General features: G+C 77.6%; 14 protein-coding genes and 1 pseudogene. 4 read left to right on the top strand and 11 right to left on the bottom strand.

Annotated elements, in window-relative coordinates; translation table 11 throughout:
* The first annotated feature begins 38 nt into the window (after positions 1–38).
* On the top strand, positions 39–1,631 hold the full coding sequence (locus Q0789_RS07150; RefSeq protein ID WP_298803603.1) for a choice-of-anchor G family protein: 1,593 nt from the start codon (positions 39–41) through the stop codon (positions 1,629–1,631).
* Positions 1,632–1,813: 182 nt separating this feature from the next.
* Here Q0789_RS07150 and mnhG read toward each other — a convergent pair whose 3' ends face one another.
* The 7 genes from mnhG to Q0789_RS07115 form a co-directional block, all read right to left on the bottom strand.
* Positions 1,814–2,266, bottom strand: a complete 453-nt coding sequence (mnhG, locus tag Q0789_RS07145; protein WP_298803601.1) for a monovalent cation/H(+) antiporter subunit G — start codon at positions 2,264–2,266, stop codon at positions 1,814–1,816.
* Positions 2,263–2,580 carry a monovalent cation/H+ antiporter complex subunit F gene (locus tag Q0789_RS07140; RefSeq protein ID WP_298803599.1) on the bottom strand — a complete coding sequence of 106 codons (318 nt, stop codon included), beginning with the start codon at positions 2,578–2,580 and terminating at the stop codon, positions 2,263–2,265. Before Q0789_RS07140 ends, mnhG begins: the two co-directional genes overlap by 4 nt.
* The gene (locus Q0789_RS07135; RefSeq protein ID WP_298803597.1) at positions 2,577–3,350 is read right to left on the bottom strand and encodes a Na+/H+ antiporter subunit E; all 774 of its coding nucleotides are present in this window, start codon (positions 3,348–3,350) and stop codon (positions 2,577–2,579) included. The genes Q0789_RS07140 and Q0789_RS07135 overlap by 4 nt, the downstream gene beginning before the upstream one ends.
* On the bottom strand, positions 3,347–5,104 hold the full coding sequence (locus Q0789_RS07130; RefSeq protein WP_366917672.1) for a Na+/H+ antiporter subunit D: 1,758 nt from the start codon (positions 5,102–5,104) through the stop codon (positions 3,347–3,349). Before Q0789_RS07130 ends, Q0789_RS07135 begins: the two co-directional genes overlap by 4 nt.
* Before the next feature lie 107 nt (positions 5,105–5,211).
* Positions 5,212–5,745 carry a Na(+)/H(+) antiporter subunit C gene (locus Q0789_RS07125; protein WP_298803593.1) on the bottom strand — a complete coding sequence of 178 codons (534 nt, stop codon included), beginning with the start codon at positions 5,743–5,745 and terminating at the stop codon, positions 5,212–5,214.
* The gene (locus tag Q0789_RS07120; RefSeq protein ID WP_298803591.1) at positions 5,742–8,903 is read right to left on the bottom strand and encodes a Na+/H+ antiporter subunit A; all 3,162 of its coding nucleotides are present in this window, start codon (positions 8,901–8,903) and stop codon (positions 5,742–5,744) included. Before Q0789_RS07120 ends, Q0789_RS07125 begins: the two co-directional genes overlap by 4 nt.
* Before the next feature lie 223 nt (positions 8,904–9,126).
* Positions 9,127–10,179: an SMP-30/gluconolactonase/LRE family protein gene (locus Q0789_RS07115; protein ID WP_298803589.1), complete on the bottom strand. Its 1,053-nt coding sequence runs from the start codon at positions 10,177–10,179 to the stop codon at positions 9,127–9,129.
* Positions 10,180–10,312: 133 nt separating this feature from the next.
* On the opposite strand from Q0789_RS07115, the pseudogene Q0789_RS07110 reads away from it, so the two are divergent.
* The 3 genes and pseudogenes from Q0789_RS07110 to Q0789_RS07100 form a co-directional block, all read left to right on the top strand.
* Positions 10,313–11,212: pseudogene (locus Q0789_RS07110) on the top strand (PAC2 family protein); the annotation flags it as partial.
* 487 nt (positions 11,213–11,699) lie between these two features.
* A complete protein-coding gene (locus tag Q0789_RS07105) occupies positions 11,700–12,671 on the top strand; it encodes an EamA family transporter (RefSeq protein WP_298803584.1) in 972 nt (323 codons plus the stop codon).
* A 60-nt stretch (positions 12,672–12,731) separates the two neighbouring features.
* Positions 12,732–13,304, top strand: coding sequence for a flavodoxin family protein (locus Q0789_RS07100; protein WP_298803582.1), 573 nt, complete (start codon positions 12,732–12,734; stop codon positions 13,302–13,304).
* Between the two features lie 134 nt (positions 13,305–13,438).
* Here Q0789_RS07100 and Q0789_RS07095 read toward each other — a convergent pair whose 3' ends face one another.
* The 4 genes from Q0789_RS07095 to Q0789_RS07080 all read right to left on the bottom strand — a co-directional run bounded on the left by Q0789_RS07095 (position 13,439) and on the right by Q0789_RS07080 (position 17,775).
* Positions 13,439–14,101 carry a TrkA family potassium uptake protein gene (locus Q0789_RS07095; RefSeq protein ID WP_298803580.1) on the bottom strand — a complete coding sequence of 221 codons (663 nt, stop codon included), beginning with the start codon at positions 14,099–14,101 and terminating at the stop codon, positions 13,439–13,441.
* Positions 14,094–15,437, bottom strand: coding sequence for a potassium transporter TrkG (locus Q0789_RS07090; protein WP_363326060.1), 1,344 nt, complete (start codon positions 15,435–15,437; stop codon positions 14,094–14,096). The genes Q0789_RS07095 and Q0789_RS07090 overlap by 8 nt, the downstream gene beginning before the upstream one ends.
* A 209-nt stretch (positions 15,438–15,646) precedes the next feature.
* On the bottom strand, positions 15,647–16,267 hold the full coding sequence (locus Q0789_RS07085) for a YdeI family protein (protein WP_298803576.1): 621 nt from the start codon (positions 16,265–16,267) through the stop codon (positions 15,647–15,649).
* 176 nt (positions 16,268–16,443) lie between these two features.
* Positions 16,444–17,775: an ROK family transcriptional regulator gene (locus Q0789_RS07080; RefSeq protein WP_298803574.1), complete on the bottom strand. Its 1,332-nt coding sequence runs from the start codon at positions 17,773–17,775 to the stop codon at positions 16,444–16,446.
* Positions 17,776–17,814: the final 39 nt, after the last annotated feature.

Raw genomic sequence — 17,814 nt, 5'->3', positions numbered from 1 at the left:
CCCGCCGTCGCTCCCGAGCCGGTGGCACCCGCGCGCGCGTGATCGCCGGCGCCGGCGCGCTCGCCGTCGCCGTCGCCCTGCTGCCGGCCCTCGGCCGGGCGGCCGACGGTGACGGGCCGGTCGGCCTCCCGGCCCTGGGGCTCACCGACGCCTCGTGGCTCGACACCGAGCACGTGCGCTCCGAGCTCCTCGGCGGCGCCCGGGACTGCGACCGCGCCTACCGGTACGCCTCGCGCGCCGACGCCCGGATGCTCTCCGGCACGCTGCTGGGGGCGGACCTGTCGCCCGTCGCCTCGCTCTCGGGCGTGACGACGCAGCACACCGGCGCGCCCGGGACGAGCGCCGTCGCCACGCCGAGCACCGCCCCCGCCGTGGGGACGGACGCCTACGCGGCACCGCTGTCGGTCACCGCCCTGAGCGGCGTCGCGAGCGGGCAGGCGGCGTCCGTCGTCGTCCTGCCGGCCGCCGGCCAGGAGGCCGCCCTGCTCCACCAGACGGCGTACGCCGGGAGCGACGATGAGGCGCGCTCCGCCGCCGGCGCTGTCACGGACACCGGCGCGGTGCGCACGACCTCCTCGACCGTCGGCCCCGACGGGTCCCTGCCCGGTCCCGCGGTGGTCGACCTCGCCGCTCTCGCCCCCGGCGTCTCCTCCCTCGCGGGGCTCAAGCTCCAGGTCGGAGCCCTGTCCTCGACGGCGGCGCTCGACGGGTGCCTGCGCGACGAGACGGGCGCCGGGCCGGTGCGCGACTACCGGGTGGCCGGGCTCCGCCTGCAGCTGGCGTCGCCGGCGGTCGTCGCGGCGCGGCAGAGCGCCGTCACCGCGACGTCGAGCGCCACGTCGTCCGTGAGGGGCCTCGAGAGCCAGCTCGTCTCGAGCATCAAGGCCATCAGCGGGCTGTCGGGCTCGCTCACGACGGTCACCGTCCAGGTCGACCTCGCTGCCGCCGTGAACCCGCTGCTCAACGCCCGGCTCGGCGAGGGCACCGAGGTCGTCGTCGACCTGGGACGGGGCGTCGTCGAGGTCGACCTCGAGCGGCTCCTGTCCGGCCGGGGCGGGCTCAACGGCCGCGCCCCGGGCACCGAGCTGGTGCTCGACGACGCCCTGCTGACCCAGGTGACCACCCGGGTCGACACCCTGCTGACCCAGTGGGCGACGAGCCTGCAGACCGCCGTCGACGCGGCGCTGCGGGCGGCGCGGGTGGTGGTCGACGTGCGCCTCGCGGGGCTGCCGCTGCTGTCCCTCGACGCCACGGCCGCCCAAGTGCTCGCCGGGACGGCGCAGGTGCAGCTGGTGGGCGTCATAGCTCCCCTCTCGCTGGTCCCGGCCAACGTCGCGTCGCTCGTCACCGGCCTCGTCCAGACCAGCCTCACGAACCTCCTCGGCCCCTCCGGCGCCGTCGCCACCTTCGGCACCGCCGTCCGCGCGCCGCTGCCGGCGGTGACCCAGGCGGCGTCCACGGCCCTGTCCGGGCTGCGGTCGGCGGTCTCCCTCGTCGTCAACGACCAGCGCAGCGCCGGCGGCGTCCACGACGTCGCGGCGCTGAGGATCACCGCGCTGGCCGGGTTCGTGCAGCCGACGGCGCTGCGGCTGGCGACGTCCTCGGTCGGCCCCGTGGTCGAGCTGCCCTGAGGTCGAGCTCCCCTGAGATCGAGCTGCCCTGGGGTCGAGCTCCCCTGGCCAGCACCCGGGGACGCGCCGGTGGTCGACCTCGTGGGGCACCGGCCACCGCGGTGGACCCCGTGGGACGACGCACGGCGCGTCGGCCCACAGGGTCCACCCGCGAGGGCCCCGGCCCACGAGGTCGACCCGCGTCAGGCGCGGCGGGGCTCCTCGTGGTCGGCGCGGGGGGCACCGGGCGCGGGCTCAGCGTCGTGGACCGTGCAGCCGTCGGGCAGCCCGCCTTCGGGGGCCTCGCCGCCCTCGAGGTCGCTGAGCTCGTCGACGAGGAGCAGGTCGCGGCGCACCTTGCCCGTCCGGTAGGCCGCCCGGCCGACCATGTGCGCGGCCACGGGCGCCGTCACGAGCTGGAAGACGACGACGAGCGCCACGACGCCGATCGCCGTCGGGGTCCGGACGGCGAGGCCCACCCCGACCGCCACGAGCACGACGCCGAGCGCCTGCGGCTTCGCGGCCGCGTGCAGCCGGGTGAGGACGTCGGGCAGCCGGAGGACGCCGAGGGCCGCGACGAGCGCGAGGAGGACGCCGGCGCCGAGGCACAGCCCCGCGAGCACGTCGAGGACGGCGCCCACGGCGCCGCCGCTCACCGGGTCTCCTTCGCGGCGAAGCGCGCCACCGAGACCGACCCGACGAACCCGACGAGGGCGAGCACGACGAGTACCGGCAGCGTCGCGGTGCTGCGGGTCACGGCCGCCTGCAGCCCGAAGGCGGCGACGAGGACGACGACGAGCGCGTCGAGCGCCACCACGCGGTCGAGGACCGTCGGCCCCACGACCGCGCGCACGAGCACGCACAGCCCGGCGACCAGGAGGGCCGCCCCGGCCAGCAGCACGAGCACCCCCGACCAGCCGCCGCCGACCGACGCCCCGCCCAGGCCCAGCCCCTCCAGCACCCCGGTCACCGCTCCTCCTCGCCTCTGCCCGTGCTCCCGCTGCTCCTGCCCCGGCCCGCCTCCACGTCCTCCTGCGTCGCGGCCGCCGCCGCGGCGTCGTCGGGCGCCTCGCGGCGCGCGGAGTCCTCGCCGGGCTCGCCCACCTCGTGCACGGGCTCGCCCGGCCGCGGCGAGCGGCCCGCGCGGGCGCCGCCCTCGACGACGCGGCGGCGCACCGGCGGCCGCGGGTGCCGGCCGCGGCCGGTGGCGTCGCCCCGCTCGACGTCGGCGACCTCCTCGGCGGTCCCGAACGCCCGCACGACCCGCTCCTCCACGCGCAGCACCCCCGCCCGCTCCCGCTCCGCCGCGGCGGCGTCCGGGGTGTCGATGACGTGCACGAAGAGGCTCTGCGTGCCCGGCCGCACCTCGACGACGACGCTGCCGGGCACGAGCGAGATGAGCTCGGCCGTGGCGGTGAGGTGCGCGAGGCTCGCCGTGCGCAGGTGCACCTCGAGCACCGAGCTCGTCGGGGTGCGCCGGCTCAGCACGAGGGCGGCCACCTGCAGCGACGCGCGGACGACGTCGAGGGCGAAGGTCAGCAGCAGGCGCAGGACCGGCCCCGGGCGCACCGCGCCGGGGAAGCGCACCGGCGGCTGGGGGAAGACGAGGACGACGAGCAGGCCGAGCACGGCGCCCGCGAGCACGTTGGCCACCGACAGGTCGCCCCACAGCAGCACCCAGACGAGGGCCGTCCAGACGAGGACGGGCCACTGGACGACCGCGCGGCGCGCGCGGGTCACCGCGAGCCCCCCGCCGGGCCGACCTGTGTCGTCGGCGCGACGCGGTCGGCCGCCGCCTGCCCGAGGACGGCGCGGACGTAGGGCTGGCGCTGGTCGAGCTCGAGCGCCGAGTCCTCGGCGACGCGCAGCAGCGGCCCCGCCAGCACGGTGAGGGACAGGCCCAGCGCCACGAGCGCCGCCGTCGGGGCGACCATCCCGCGGGGCACGCGCGTCATCTCGACGGGGGTGCGCTCGGGGTCGACGGCGGCGCCGGTGAGCGCGCCCGCGGCGGCGGCCTCGTCGTCCTCCTCCGTGGCGAGGGCCGAGACGCCCTGCGCCCGCTCCACGGCGTCCTGCCGCTGGCTCACCTCGCCGACGCCGGACAGCGTCGTCGCCGCGTCGGGCGCCTCGTCGTCGTCCGAGCGGGTCTCCTCCTCGCGGCCCACCGTCGCCGGCCGGCTCCAGAAGGCGCGGTTCCACGCCTTGGCGACGGCGTAGAGGGTGAGCAGGCTCGTGACGACGCTGCCGCCGACGAGCACCAGCGGCAGGACCCCTCCGTCGGCCACGCCCGCCTGGATGAGCCCGACCTTGCCGAGGAAGCCCGACAGGGGCGGGATGCCCGCGAGGTTCATCGCCGGCACGAAGAAGAGGACGCCGAGCAGCGGCGACAGCTTGGCCATGCCGCCCAGGTGGTCCATCGACGTCGAGCCGCCCCGCCGCTCGACGAGGCCCAGCACGAGGAAGAGGGTCGTCTGCACGGTGATGTGGTGGACGACGTAGAAGATCGCCGAGGCGAGGCCGGCGACCGAGCCGACGGCGATGCCGAAGACCATGTAGCCGATGTGGCTGACGAGCGTGAAGGACAGCAGGCGCTTGACGTCGCTCTGCGCCACGGCGCCGAGGATCCCGACGACCATCGTGGCGAGGGCGACGACGAGCAGGAGGTCGTCGAGGCGGCCCTCGGGGAACAGCAGGGTCTGGGTGCGGATGATGGCGTAGACGCCGACCTTGGTGAGCAGGCCGGCGAAGACGGCCGTGACCGGGGCGGGCGCCGTCGGGTAGGAGTCGGGCAGCCACGCCGACAGCGGGAAGACCGCCGCCTTGATGCCGAAGGCCACGAGCAGCGCCAGCTGGAGGGCGAGGCGCACGCCGTCGTCGAGGGCGTCGAGGCGCTCGGGCAGCTGGGCGAGGTTGGCCGTGCCGGTGGCCGCGTAGACCAGCGCGATGGCGGCGAGGAAGACGAGCGAGCTGGCGATGCTCACGACGACGTAGGTCGACCCCGCGCGGATGCGGGCGCTGGTGCCGCCGAGGGTGAGCAGCACGAAGCTCGCCGCGAGCAGCATCTCGAAGCCGACGTAGAGGTTGAACAGGTCGCCGGAGAGGAAGGCGTTGGAGACGCCCGCGGACAGCACGAGGTAGGTCGGGTGGAAGATCGCGACGGGCGCGCCGTCGTCCCCGTCCGCGGCGCCCTGCGCCACCGAGTACACGAGGACGCCGAGGGTCACGGCGCTCGAGACGCTGAGCATGAGGGTGGACAGCTGGTCGGCGACGAGCGAGATGCCGCTGGCGGCCGGCCACCCGCCCACCGTGACGACGAGGGTCCCGACGTCCTGCACCGCGAGGAGCATCGCCACGGACGTGGCGAGGACGACCGAGAGCGCGACGGTGCTGACGGCGGCCTGCGCCCTGCGGTGCCGCGCCAGCGCCAGCGCGAGACCCGCGGCCACGAGGGGCACGAGGACGGGCAGCGGCACGAGCGTCGGCCACTCGAGCACCTGGCCCTGCGTGGCGCGCAGCCCCAGGCCCTGCGGACCCGTGGGGGCGTCGTCGGCGCCGAGGGCGAGCAGGTGCGGGAGGGCGGCGGCGAGGGCCCCGACGCCGCTCACGGGCCCTCCTCCCGCCGCTGCGCGGCCCGGCGCGGGCCGTCGTCGGGCGCCCGGTCGTGGGGAGAGGGGTCGCGGGGCGAGGGGCTCGCGTGGGCCCGCCGGCGGTCCTCCGAGCGCTCCTCCACGGGGGCCTCCTCGTCGTCCGGGTCGTAGCTGCCGGAGGTCTCGTCGCGCACGGCGCGGCCCCGGACCTGCCGGTCCTCGACGTCGTCCTGCACCTCGTCGTGCCCGTGCAGCTGCCAGCTGCGGTAGGCCATGGCGAGCAGGAAGGCCGTGAGCCCGAGCGTGATGACGATGGCCGTCAGCACCATCGCCTGCGGCAGCGGGTCGCTCATCCGCGCCGGCTCGGCGCTGCCCACGAGCGCCGGCTCCCCGGCGGCCCCGCTGGCGACGAGGAAGAGCACGTTGATGCCGTTGCTCATGAGGATGACGCCGACGAGCACGCGCGTGAGGCTCCGCTCGAGGACCAGGTAGACGCCCGTCGCCACGAGCACGAAGACGACGGCGACGAGGACCAGCGCCGGACTCACGAGCGCCCCTCCCCCGCGTCGTCGCCGGCACCACCCGGGCCCCGGCCCGGCGCCGCGGCGGCGCGCACGACCTCCTCGCGGTCGGGCTGCGCCCCTGCCGCACCGGCCGCGCCGTCGGGCCCCGGGGCGACCCCGGACCCGGCGAGCGGGCCGGAGACCGACAGCGCGGCCGTCGCGCGGCCCTCCTCGGCGTCCGCCTCGATGTGGGCGTCGACGCCGCCGCCGAGGCTGCGCAGGACGTCGAGGACGAGGCCGATGACGAGCAGGTAGACCCCCAGGTCGAAGAACAGGGCCGTGATGAGGTGCACCTCGCCGAGGACGGGCACCTCGAGGTCGCGCACCGCGCTCTGCAGCGGCGTGTACCCGAGCAGCGCCGCGGCCAGGCCGACGCCGGCGGACAGGAAGAGGCCCGAGCCGAGGAGGAGGCCCGCGGGCACGGGCGCCGCGCGGTCGAGCTCGCGCCGGCCCCCGGACAGGTAGCGGACCATGAGCGCGAGGCCCGCCACGAGCCCTCCGGCGAAGCCGCCGCCGGGCTGGTTGTGCCCGGCGAAGAGCAGGTAGAGCGAGAAGAGCACGACGGTGTGGAAGGTCAGCCGCGTGACCGTCTCGAAGATGACCGAGCGCCGCTCCGCGGGCAGGGACGGCGCCGTGCGCGTCCAGCTGCGGGGGGCCGACTCCTCGCGGGCGTCCGGCACGCCCGCGTCCGGCGGCTCGGCGTCGTCGTCCGCGCCGTCGCTCCCGCCGCGCCCCGGCCCCCCGCCGTCGCCCGCAGCCGCGCCGGGGGGCGAGGCGAGCGCCGCGGCCGCGCGGGCCGCCCGGGCGGAGGGGAAGGAGGCGGCGGGCACGACGGCGGCCTCGCGCCCCTCCTCCACGTCGAGGTGGCCGAAGCGGCGGCCGAGGAAGACGAGGCTCGCGACGCCGGTGGCGGCCACGAGCAGCACCGACAGCTCGCCGACGGTGTCCCACGCGCGGATGTCGACGAGGATCACGTTGACGACGTTGCGGCCCCCGCCCTCGTCGTAGGCCAGGTCGGGGAACGGCTCGGAGACGGGGACGGCGGTGCGGGCGCCCGCCGCGACGACACCGGCGGCGCTCACCGCGGCGCCCACGGCCACCGCGAGCCCGGCGCGCAGGAAGCGGCTGCGCCGCAGCGGCCGGTCGGAGAAGTAGGGGGGCAGGCGGCGCAGCACGAGGACGAAGACGACGAGGCTCACCGTCTCGACGAGGACCTGGGTGAGGGCCAGGTCCGGTGCGCCGTGGAGGGCGAAGAGCAGCGCCGTCCCGTACCCGGTGACGCCGAGCAGCACGGCCGCCTTGAGCCGCCGCCGCGAGCGCGTCGTCGCGACCGCCGCCGCGGCGACGACGACGGCGACCGCGAGCTGCGCGGGCGTGTCCCACCAGCGCACGCGCACGTCCCACGCGCCCGAGAGGGCCGCGGCGAGGCCGGGCCCGACGACGAGCACCGTGAAGATGATGGCCAGGTAGGCGGGCAGCGAGCCGCGCTGCGTGGCGCCCGTGGCCTCGACGGCCAGGCGCTCGGTGAGGCGGACGAGGCGCGCGTAGCCCCGCTCGGTGTCGACGAGGACGGGCGCGGCCGCCTGCACCCGCAGGACGGCGCGGCGGGCGGCGAAGAGGGCGGCGCCGAGGGCCAGGGACGCGACGCTGAGCCCGAAGGCCGGCGACAGGCCGTACCAGGCCTGCAGGTGCACCTCCGGCTCGCCGCCGGTGCTCTCGGCGTAGGGGGCCAGCAGCGCCTCCCACGGGCCGGTGGCCAGGCCGACGGCGAGGCCGCCGAGGGCCAGGACCGCCGGCACCGCGTTGAGGCCGAGCCCGACGCCGTGCGCCGACGAGGGCTCGCGGCCCTTGGCGGCGAAGGCGCCCCAGCAGAAGCGGATCGTGTAGCCGGCCGTGAGCCCCGAGCCGAGCACGACGACGACGAGCGCCGCCGTCGCCCACCCCTCCGGCCGGTGGAGCAGGGCGTCGAAGGCCGACTCCTTGGCCGCGAAGCCGGCCAGCGGTGTGACGCCGGCCATCGACGCCGCGGCCAGGAGCGCGGCGGCCGTGACGACGGGCAGCCGGCGCGGGACGCCCGAGAGCTGGCGCAGGTCACGCGTGCCCGTGGCGTGGTCGATGGCCCCGACCGAGAGGAAGAGGGTCGACTTGAAGAGCGCGTGGGCGCAGACGAGCGCCAGGCCGGCCAGGGCGCCGTCGGGCCCGCCGAGGCCCACGACGACGGTCATGAAGCCCAGCTGGCTCACGGTCCCGTAGGCGAGCAGGAGCTTGAGGTCGTACTGGCGCAGCGCCCGCCAGCCGCCGACGAGCATCGTCACGCCGCCGAGGCCGAGGACGACCGGGTGCCAGGCGGGGTCGTCGGCGAAGCCGGGGGCCAGCCGGGCGAGGAGGTACACGCCCGCCTTCACCATCGCCGCGGCGTGCAGGTAGGCGCTGACGGGGGTCGGCGCGGCCATGGCGCTCGGCAGCCACAGCGAGAAGGGCCAGATCGCGGACTTCGACAGCGCGCCCACGAGGACGAGGACGAGCCCCGTCGTGGTGGCCGCGTCGACGACGGGCGGGTCCGCGACGAGCTCCGAGAGGCGGTAGGTGCTCGCCCGCTCGGCCAGGACGACGAGGCCGACGAGCATCGCGAGCCCGCCGAAGGTCGTGACGACGAGCGCCCGCATGGCCGCCAGCCGGCTCGCGCGCTGCTCCGTGAGGTGGCCGACGAGCAGGTACGAGAAGACGGTCGTCAGCTCCCACATGACGTACAGGAGCAGGACGTCGTCGGCGAGGACGAGGCCGAGCATCGCCCCCGCGAAGGCGACGAGGACGCCGGCGAAGCGGCCGAGGCCCTCCTCGTCGTCGTCGAAGTACGACGTGCAGTAGGCGAGGACGAGCGCGCCGACGCCCGTGACGAGCAGGCCCAGGACGAGCGACAGGGGGTCGACGCGGAAGGCCAGCTCGAGGTCGAGGAACGGCGCCCACGGCACCACCTCGACCCGCTCGACGCCCGGGCCCCCGCCGACGAGCAGCGACACCAGCCACACCAGCGACGCGGCGGGCACGAGCGCGAGGACGAGGAAGGCGCGGCGCCCGAGCACGCGGACGAGGGCGGGCGCGACGAGCGCGGCCACGGCGTGGGCGCCGACGAGAGCGATCACGGGCACCGGCCTCTCGGGTCGGTGGGCCGGGCCCGAGGGGCCCGACCCGTGCGGAGCTGCGCGCGGCGGCGCCGCGCACCGGCCGGGACCTCGGCCGCCGTCCCCCGTGGTCGGCCGCGGGCGTGCCCGCGGCCCCGCAGGAGGAGGGCGCCCGACCCGTCGGCCGTCCCGGCCCACCCTACGGGGCGGCGGTCGCGACCCCCGGCGCGATCGGGCGCGGGCCTCAGCCCGCGAAGGGCCGCACCGGCAGGCCCCGCACCCCCGGCCGCACCGTGAAGAGCGCCCCGGCGAGCGGGTCGTCGTCGCGGTCGGCGGCCGGGTCGGCGCCCGGCTCGGCCTCCTCGAGGCCCTCGGCCGACGTCGTGATGAAGAGGTCAGCGAGGTCCGGGCCCCCGAAGGCGCACGCGGTGACCTGGCGGGCGCCGACGTCGACGACCGCCAGCAGGTCCCCGTCCGGCGAGATGCGGTGGACCGCCGAGCCGCCGAAGAGGGCCGCCCACACGCAGCCCTCCTCGTCGACGGCGAGGCCGTCGGGGCCGCCCTTCTCCTCCGGCGTCTCCCACAGGGCGCGGCGGTCGACGACCTCGCCGGCGTCGTCGACGACGAGGCGCCACAGCCGCTGGGTGGGCGTGTCGTGGTAGTACGCGCAGGACCCGTCGGGGGACCACGCGAGGCCGTTGGAGATCGTCAGGCCCTCGAGGACGACGTGCACCGAGTGGTCCGGGTCGAGGCGGTACAGGCTCGCCGCGCCCTCGCGGGCGTCGTAGGCCATCGACCCCGCGTAGAAGCGCCCCTGCGGGTCGCAGGCCCCCTCGTTGAAGCGGATCGTCGGGTCGTCCCACACGTCGGGCAGGCGGCGCGGCGGGACGCGGCCCAGGTCGCCCTCGTCGAGCAGGGCGAGGCAGCGCTCGAGGGCCACGACGAAGCCCCCCTGCTCGCGGGGGCGCACGACGGCGAGGACGTCGCCGAGGTGGTGCCGCTCGACGTCGTCGTCAGCAGCGCGCTCGCCGTCCCACCCCTCCGGGAGCGTCCACGAGAGCAGGTCGCCGCGGAGCATGTCGACCCAGCGCAGCGCGCCCGCCCGCTCGTCCCACACCGGGCCCTCGCCGTGGTGGGCCAGCGGCGACGTGACCTGCCGGGCCTCCAGGCGCAGGCCGACCGCCGGGTCGCGGAGGTCGGGGCGGCCCGCCTCGACGTCGTCCGAGCGGGCGCCGGGGCGCCGGTCGTCGTGGGGGGCGGCGTCGTGGGGGTCACGGTCTCCGGTCGGCGGGGTCATGCCCGCGAGTGTGCCGCCGCGGGGGCTCGGCGTCCTGGGCGCGCGGCGGCCCTCCTCCCCGTCCCCGGGGCCACGTGGGCGGCCCGGGAGGGGCGCCGGGATGCAGGAGCGCCCCTCGCGCGTTGGGGAGGACATGCTCGATCCCCACGACCTCGTCGAGGTCTACGAGACCTCCGACCTCACCCCCGGCGAGCGGCCCGTGCTCGTCCACGCCCTGCGCGGCTTCGTCGACGCCGGGTCCGCGAGCTCGCTGGCGGTCAGCACGCTCCTGGCCGAGCTGGAGAACGAGCCCGTCGCGCGCTTCGACGCCGACCAGCTCGTCGACTACCGCGACCGCCGGCCGCGCATGACCTTCCGCACCGACCGCTTCGACTCCGTGACGATGCCCGAGATCCTCGTGCACGCCGTCCGGGACGAGGGCGGGCGACCCTTCCTCGTGCTGTCGGGCCCGGAGCCGGACCTGCAGTGGGAGCGCTTCACGGCCGCCGTCCGCCTCCTCGCGGAGCGCTTCGACGTGCGCATGGTCGTGGGCCTGCACGGCATCCCCTGGGCGGCGCCGCACACGCGCCCCGTGGGGCTCACCCCGCACGCCAGCGACCGGTCCCTCATCGCGGGGCGCCCGCGCTGGATCGGCGAGGTCGAGGTGCCGGGCCACGTCGGTGCGCTCCTCGAGCAGCGCCTCGGGCAGGCGGGCCTGCCGACCGTGGGCTTCACCGCGCACGTGCCGCACTACCTCGCGCAGGCGGACTTCCCGCCGGCCGCCATCGCGCTGCTGGAGGCCCTCGGCGAGACGGCCGACCTCGAGCTGCCGACGGGGCCGCTCGTCGCGGCGTCGAAGGACGTCCTCGCCGAGGTCGACCGCCAGGTCGCCGGCGACGAGGACACCCGCAGCGCGGTGACGGCGATGGAGCACACCTACGACGCCGTCCTCGCCGGCCGCGCGCTCGAGGGCCCGGGCCTGCTCGCGCCGTCGCTGCCGGCCGACGAGATGCCCGACGGCGACGAGCTGGCCGCCGACCTCGAGGCCTACCTGCGCGGCCTCGACGCCTCCGGCGACGACCGCGACCACCCCTGGGCGCCCGAGGACCCTGCGGCGCCGGGCGCCGACGCCGCACCGGAGGGGACGGCCGCGCCGGAGGGGACGGCCGCGCCGGAGGGCGAGGCGACGCCGGAGGGCGAGGCGACGCCGGACGACGCGGCGGTCGACGGCGAGGAGCGCGACGACCCCGAGGGCGAGCAGGGCGAGAGCCGCGGCTGAGCCCCGTGGGGGAGGCGCCGTCGCGCGCCTCCCCCGAGGCGCCCTTGGCGGACTTCGTAGCCTTCTTCCGTCGAGGGGGCTCCCGCAGACGGAGTTCGTAGCCTTCGTCCGCCGAGCGGGCTCCCGCGGGCGGAGTTCGTACCCTTCTTCCGGCGAGCGAGCCCCCGCGGGCGGACGCCGTGGCCTCCTCCACGGACGAAACGGGCGTCCGCCCAGCGGGCCCGCCGCCCGCCGTCGGGGCCGCCCGGGGTAGGAACCTCGGGTGACCGCCGCGCCCCCTCCCGCAGCCCCTCCCGTCCTGGGGCCGGTCGACCGGGTGCCGGCGCCGCTGCTCATGGCGGTCTCGATCGGCAGCGTCCAGTTCGGCAGCGCCGTCGCGAGCACGCTCTTCCCGGCGCTGGGGGCGCCCGGCACGGTCCTGCTGCGGCTGCTGCTCGCGGGCGGCCTCCTCGCGGTGCTGCTGCGCCCGCGCGTGCACCGCTGGTCGGCGGGCGCGCTGGCGGGGTGCGCGCTGCTGGGGGCCGCCATGGCCGGCATGAACGCGCTGTTCTACCTCTCGATCGAGCGCCTCCCCCTCGGCGTCGCCGTGTCCGTGGAGCTGCTCGGCCCGCTCGTCCTGTCGGTCGTGCAGGCCCGCCGCGCGCAGGACGCGCTGTGGTCGGCGCTCGCCCTGGCCGGGGTCGTGCTCCTCGGCGTCCGGGCGCTCGGCGACGCCGGGGCCGGCGAGGGCCTCGACGTCCTCGGCCTCGTGCTGGCCGCCTCGGCGGGGGCGTGCTGGGCGGGCTACATCCTCGCCAGCGCCCGGGTCGGCCGCCTCGTGCCGGGCACGGGCGGGCTGGCCGTCTCGCTGCTCGTCGGCGCCGTCCTCGTGGCCCCCTTCGGGCTGGGGGGCGCGCTCGGGGTCGTCGAGCGCCCGGGCCTGCTGCTCGCGGCCCTGGCCGTGGCGCTGCTGTCGTCCGTCGTGCCGTACGGGGCGGACCTCGCGGCGCTGCGCCGCCTGCCCACCCGCGTCTTCGGCGTCCTCATGAGCCTGCAGCCGGTCGCCGCCGCGATCGCCGGGCTCGTGGTGCTGGGGCAGGGCCTGGCGCCGGCCGAGCTCGTGGCGCTGGCGCTCGTCAGCACGGCGAGCGCGGGCGTGGCGCTCGGGCGCCGGCGCGGCGAGCCGGTGCAGGCCCGTCCGGAGGACGTCTCGCGCACGACCGGGCGCACCCGTCGGAGACCTCGGCTACGCTGACGGTAGTCCAACGTTCACATACCCGTGGGCGTGGCACGAGCACCGATCCGAGGAGGCCCCATGGCGACCAAGGTCGCGATCATCTACTACTCCATGACCGGCACCATCGACACGATGGCCCGCCGCCTGGCCGCGACGGCCGAGGAGCAGGGCGCCGAGGTGCGCCTCCTCGCCGTGGGCCGCGAGGACGCCGCTGGCGCCGAGGGCTCGACGGACCGCCCGCAGGAGCCGACCGCCGACGACATGGAGTGGGCGGACGTCGTGCTCTTCGGCTCCCCGTCGCGCTACGGCAACGTGGCCGGCCGCCTCAAGGTCTTCATCGACAGCCTCGGCGGCCTGTGGGCCAAGGGGCTGCTGGCCGACAAGGTCTACGCCGGCTTCACGGCGTCGCAGACGCTGCACGGCGGCCAGGAGGCCGTCCTGCTGAGCCTGTACACGACCATCCACCACTTCGGCGGCATCGTCGTGACCCCGGGCTACACCGACGGCTCGAAGTTCGTCGACGGCAACCCCTACGGCGTCGGGCACGTCACCGGCGGCGGCAACGACGCCCCGGTCGACGACGTCACCAACGGCGCGCTCGACCACATGGTCACCCGCGCCATCTCGGTGAGCCGCAAGCTCACCGCCTGAGCACCCGCACGCCCCGAGGGGCCCGCACCCGACCGGGTGCGGGCCCCTCGTCGTCCCTCGCCCCTCGTCGCCCCGGCCCTTCCCTCGACCCGGGCCCTCGACCCGGGCCCTCGACCCGAGGAGCGCCGGGCCGGCTACCGCGAGCGCACGTACCGGTCGACGTCGGCCGTGCGCCCCGCGAGCAGGATCTCGTCGCCGTAGGCGAGGGTCGTGCTCGCGTCCGCGTAGGTGAACTCCTCGGCCCCGGCGTGCTTGACGGAGACGACCGTGACGCGGTGCCGGCGCCGCAGGCCGCTCTCGCCGAGCGGCACGCCCACGAGGTCCTGCGGCGGGGTCGCCGTCGCCAGCACCCAGTCGCGGCTCACCTGCAGGTAGTCGCTGACCTCGCCGGACACGAGGTGCGCCAGGCGCGCGCCCATCTCCTCCTCGGGCAGGACGACGTGGTGGGCGCCGACGCGGCGCAGGATCCGCTCGTGCTGGCGGTCGAGCGCCTTGGCCCAGATGTGCTCGACGCCGAGCTCGTCGAGCAGCGCCGTCGTGAGGATGCTCGAGTGCTGGTCGCTGCCGACGGCGACGACGGCGCGGTCGAAGTCGGGGACGCCCAGCTCCTCGAGGGCCTCGCGGTCGGTGCAGTCCGCGGCCACGACCTGGCCGATCTGGCCCGCCATCCGCTGGACGACGACGGGGTCGCGGTCGACGGCGAGCACCTCCGCGCCGCGCCGCACGAGCTCGAGGGCGAGGGCGGTGCCGAAGCGGCCGAGCCCGATGACGGCGACGGGGGTCAGGCGGTCAGCCAACGATGGTCCTCTCCTCGGGGTACTGCGTGCGGCGCGAGCGCTCGCGCAGGGCCAGGGCCGTGGCGAGCGTCAGCGGCCCCACCCTGCCCGCGAGCATGAGCGCCACGAGCACGAGCCGCGCGTCGGTGGGCAGGTCGGCGGTGATGCCCGTCGACAGGCCGACGGTGGCGAAGGCCGAGACGGCCTCGAAGAGCGCCTGGTCGAGGGAGACGCTCGTGAGGTCGAGCAGGAGCGAGGTGCCGACGACGGCGAGCGCCGTCCCGAGGAGGGCCACCGAGAGCGCCTGCCGCTGCGTGGCCGGCGGCACGCGGCGCCGCCCCACGACGACGGCCGGCTCGCCGCGGACCTCGGCCCAGACGACGAAGGCGAGCAGCCCGAAGGTCGTCACCTTGATGCCGCCGGCCGTGCCGGCGCTGCCGCCCCCGATGAACATGAGGACGTCGGTGAGGAACAGCGTCTCGGGGCGCAGCGCACCGATGTCGACGGCGTTGAAGCCGGCGGTGCGGGCCATGACGGACGCCGTGAAGGCCCCCAGCGCCCGGTCCTCGGGGTCCAGGGCCCCCAGCGTCGCCGGGTTGCTGACCTCGCCCACGAGGTACCCGACCGTGCCGACGACGAGGAGCACCGCCGTGACCGCGACCGTGATGCGCGTCAGGACCGACCACCCCGACGGGCGGCGCCAGGAGCGCACGAGCTCGAAGACGACGGGGAAGCCCAGGCCGCCCACGACCACGGCCGCGCAGACCGCGCCGAGGACCACCGGGTCGCCCGCGTACCCGACGAGGCTGTCGGCGTTCGTCGAGAAGCCCGCGTTGTTGAAGGCCGAGACGGCGTGGAAGACGCCGTCGTAGAGCGCCGCGCCGAGCCGCTCGTCGTACCCCGCGGCGAAGCGGGCGGTGAGGACGACGGCGACGACGGCCTCGCAGCCCAGGCTGAAGAGCACGACGCGGCGCACGACCCGGCGCACGTCCGCGCTCGTGAGCGTCTTCGTCTCCGTCTGGGCGACGAGCCGGGCCCGCAGGCCGAGCCGGTGGCGCAGCAGCAGCGCGATGAGCGTCGCCAGCGTCATGATCCCCAGCCCGCCGGCCTGGATGAGCAGGAGGATGACGACCTGGCCGAAGATCGACCAGTACGAGCCGGTGTCGACGGTCACGAGCCCGGTGACGCACACGGCCGACACGGCGGTGAAGAGGGCGTCGACGAGCGGCGCCCGCTGGCCGGACGCCGTCGCGACGGGCAGCGAGAGCAGCGCCGTCCCGACCGCGGAGGCGCCCGCGAAGCCGCCGACGACGACGAGGGCCGGGTTGCCCGTCCCCCGCCCGGCCGCCCCGCGCACCGGGGCGAGGGCGCCCGGGCGGCGTCCCCCGCGACGTCGTCCCGGGCGCGCAGCAGCGCCCCGCGGCGGCGGGACGGGCGACGGCGGAGGGGCCTCGGGCACGGCGCAGACCCTGGCACCCCGCGGCCGCGCGCGTGCGCAGGGGCGCCCGGGGCGCCCCGCCCGGGCGAGTCCGCCTCCGGGCGCCGCACCCCGGGGCGAGTCGTCGCCTACTCGCCCTGCGCGCCGGCCAAGCGCTCGACGACCGCGGCGACGCGGCGGGCGCGGACGGCCAGGGTGGACGCCGTCACGACGCGGAAGCACGCGGCGTAGCGGTCCTGCGCGGGCTGCGCCGCGAAGGCGGCGGCGACGGCGGGGTCCGCGTCGAGGGCTGACCGCAGGTCCTCGGGGACGACCATGTCGGCGGGTCCGGCGTACGCGCGGTCCCAGCGCCCGTCGGCCTGCGCGCGCTCGACCTCGGCCGCCCCGCGCGGGCGCATCCGGCCGGCCTCGGCGAGCCGGGCGACGGCGACCGTGTTGCGCGCGGACCACAGGCTCCGCGCCCGGCGGGGCGTGAAGCGCTGCCAGTAGGCGCGCTCGTCCCCCCGGCGCGACTGCCCGTCGATCCAGCCGCTGCACAGCGCCTCCTCCAGCGACTCGGCGTAGACGAGCGTCGTCGGACCGCCGCCGTCGGCGGCCGCGGCCTTGCGCGCGAGCCGCAGCCAGACGCCGTCGCTGGTGCTCTCGTGCTCGTCGAGCCAGGCCCGCCAGGCGGCGGCGTCGGCGACCGTCAGCTCGGGCTGCTCGGGGCGTCGCGGGGCGCGCACCGACGTCGGCGGGTCGACGGTCACGGCGTCCTCCCTCGCGGCTCGGGGGCCCATCGTGCGGTCCGACGGCGCCGCGCACCAGGCCCTGGGAGCGACGAGCGGCCCCGCTCGGGCCCCGCGGACGCGCAGCGGGCCGCCCTCCGCCTCGACCTCGTGGCCGGCGATCCGCAGAGGGCCAGGTGGCAGCACGTGGTCGGCCTCTACGCCGACGTGGTGCTGCCACCTGCCGCGCCGGGCGGCGGAACCGCCGCGAGGAGCGCCGCCGGCCGCTCGAGCACGCCCTGCAGCACGCGGGCGGCCCCGCCGAGCACGACGGCGTCCGAGCCCAGGCGCGCCGCGCGCACGGCGACGGGCAGCACGCGGGCGCGCAGCACCCGGCGGTCCAGCTCCTCCCGCAGCGGTGGGCCGAGCCACGGCTCGAGGGGCGCGTACACGCCGCCCAGCACGACGGCGTCGACGTCGAGCACGTTGACCGCCGAGGCGGTCGCGACGCCCAGGGCCCGGCCCGCCGCGTCGAGGGCCCGCAGCACCCGCTCCTCGCCGCGGGCGGCGGCGCGGGCGAGGACGGCGCCGGCCCCGCCCCCCTCGGCCGCGCTGCTCCCGCCCGGGTCGAGCCCCGCGGCGGCGAGGACGGCGTCCTGCCCCGCGTAGACCTCGAGGCAGCCGGTCGCCCCGCAGCCGCACACCGGGCCGCCCGGGTCCACCCCCACGTGCCCCAGCTCGCCGCTCCAGCCGTGCTCGCCCCGCTGCAGGCGCCCGCCGACGACGGCGGCGGCGCCGATGCCGACCTCGCCCGAGACGAGGAGGAAGCTGCCGGGGGCGGGGCCGTCCGCAGGCGGGGCGCTCGCCGCAGCCGCCTCACCCGCCCCGGGGCCGCTCGACCCGACCGCGGCGTCCACCGAGCGCGCCTCGGCGAGGGCGGCGAGCGCCGCCTCGTTCTCCAGGACGGTGGGCAGCGCCCCGGCGCCCCCGCCCCGCGCGGCCGCGCCGTCCCGCAGGCGCCCGAGGACGTCGACGTCGCGCCACCCGAGGTTGGGCGCCATCCGGACGACGCCGGCGCTCGCGTCCACGAGCCCGGGGAGGCCCCACGCCGCACCGACGACCTCGAGCCTCTGCGCCGCCGCGGCGGCCAGCACCTCGTCGGCGAGCGCGAGCGCCGCGTCGAGCACCCGCTCGGGCTCCGCGCCGCGCTGGTCGCCGGGGACGACGCGCAGGACGCGGGTCGCGCCCGCCAGGTCGCGCACGCCCGCGGCGAGGTGCCGGACCCCCACCTCGACGCCGAGGCCGGCCACGCGCCGTCCCGACAGCCGCAGGCGCTGCGCCGGTCGCCCCCGGGCCGGCCCGGGCGGGTCGACCTCCTCGAGCAGCCCGGCCAGCAGCATCTGGTCGACGAGCGCGGAGACGGTGGTGCGCGTCAGCCCCGTGGCCGCGGCCAGCGACGCGCGCGACGGCGGCTCGGCGGCGGCGACGACGCGCGACAGGAGCGCGGCGCTGTTGCGCTCGCGCAGGTCCTCCTGCCGCGTGACGTCCACGCGCGCACCGTGCCACAGCCCCCGGTGCCCACCGCTCCC

Origin of the sequence: uncultured Pseudokineococcus sp. (assembly GCF_947499845.1) — a bacterium.
GTDB lineage: Bacteria > Actinomycetota > Actinomycetes > Actinomycetales > Quadrisphaeraceae > Pseudokineococcus.
Note: the sequence above shows the minus strand (reverse complement) of the source record. Positions and strands in the feature narration are given on the sequence as shown.

Bases quoted from the DNA above. Each gene is read 5' to 3' on its own strand.
- Q0789_RS07115 (WP_298803589.1), bottom strand. From the start codon at position 10,179: ATGACCCCGCCGACCGGAGACCGTGACCCCCACGACGCCGCCCCCCAC.
- Q0789_RS07100 (WP_298803582.1), top strand. From the start codon at position 12,732: ATGGCGACCAAGGTCGCGATCATCTACTACTCCATGACCGGCACCATC.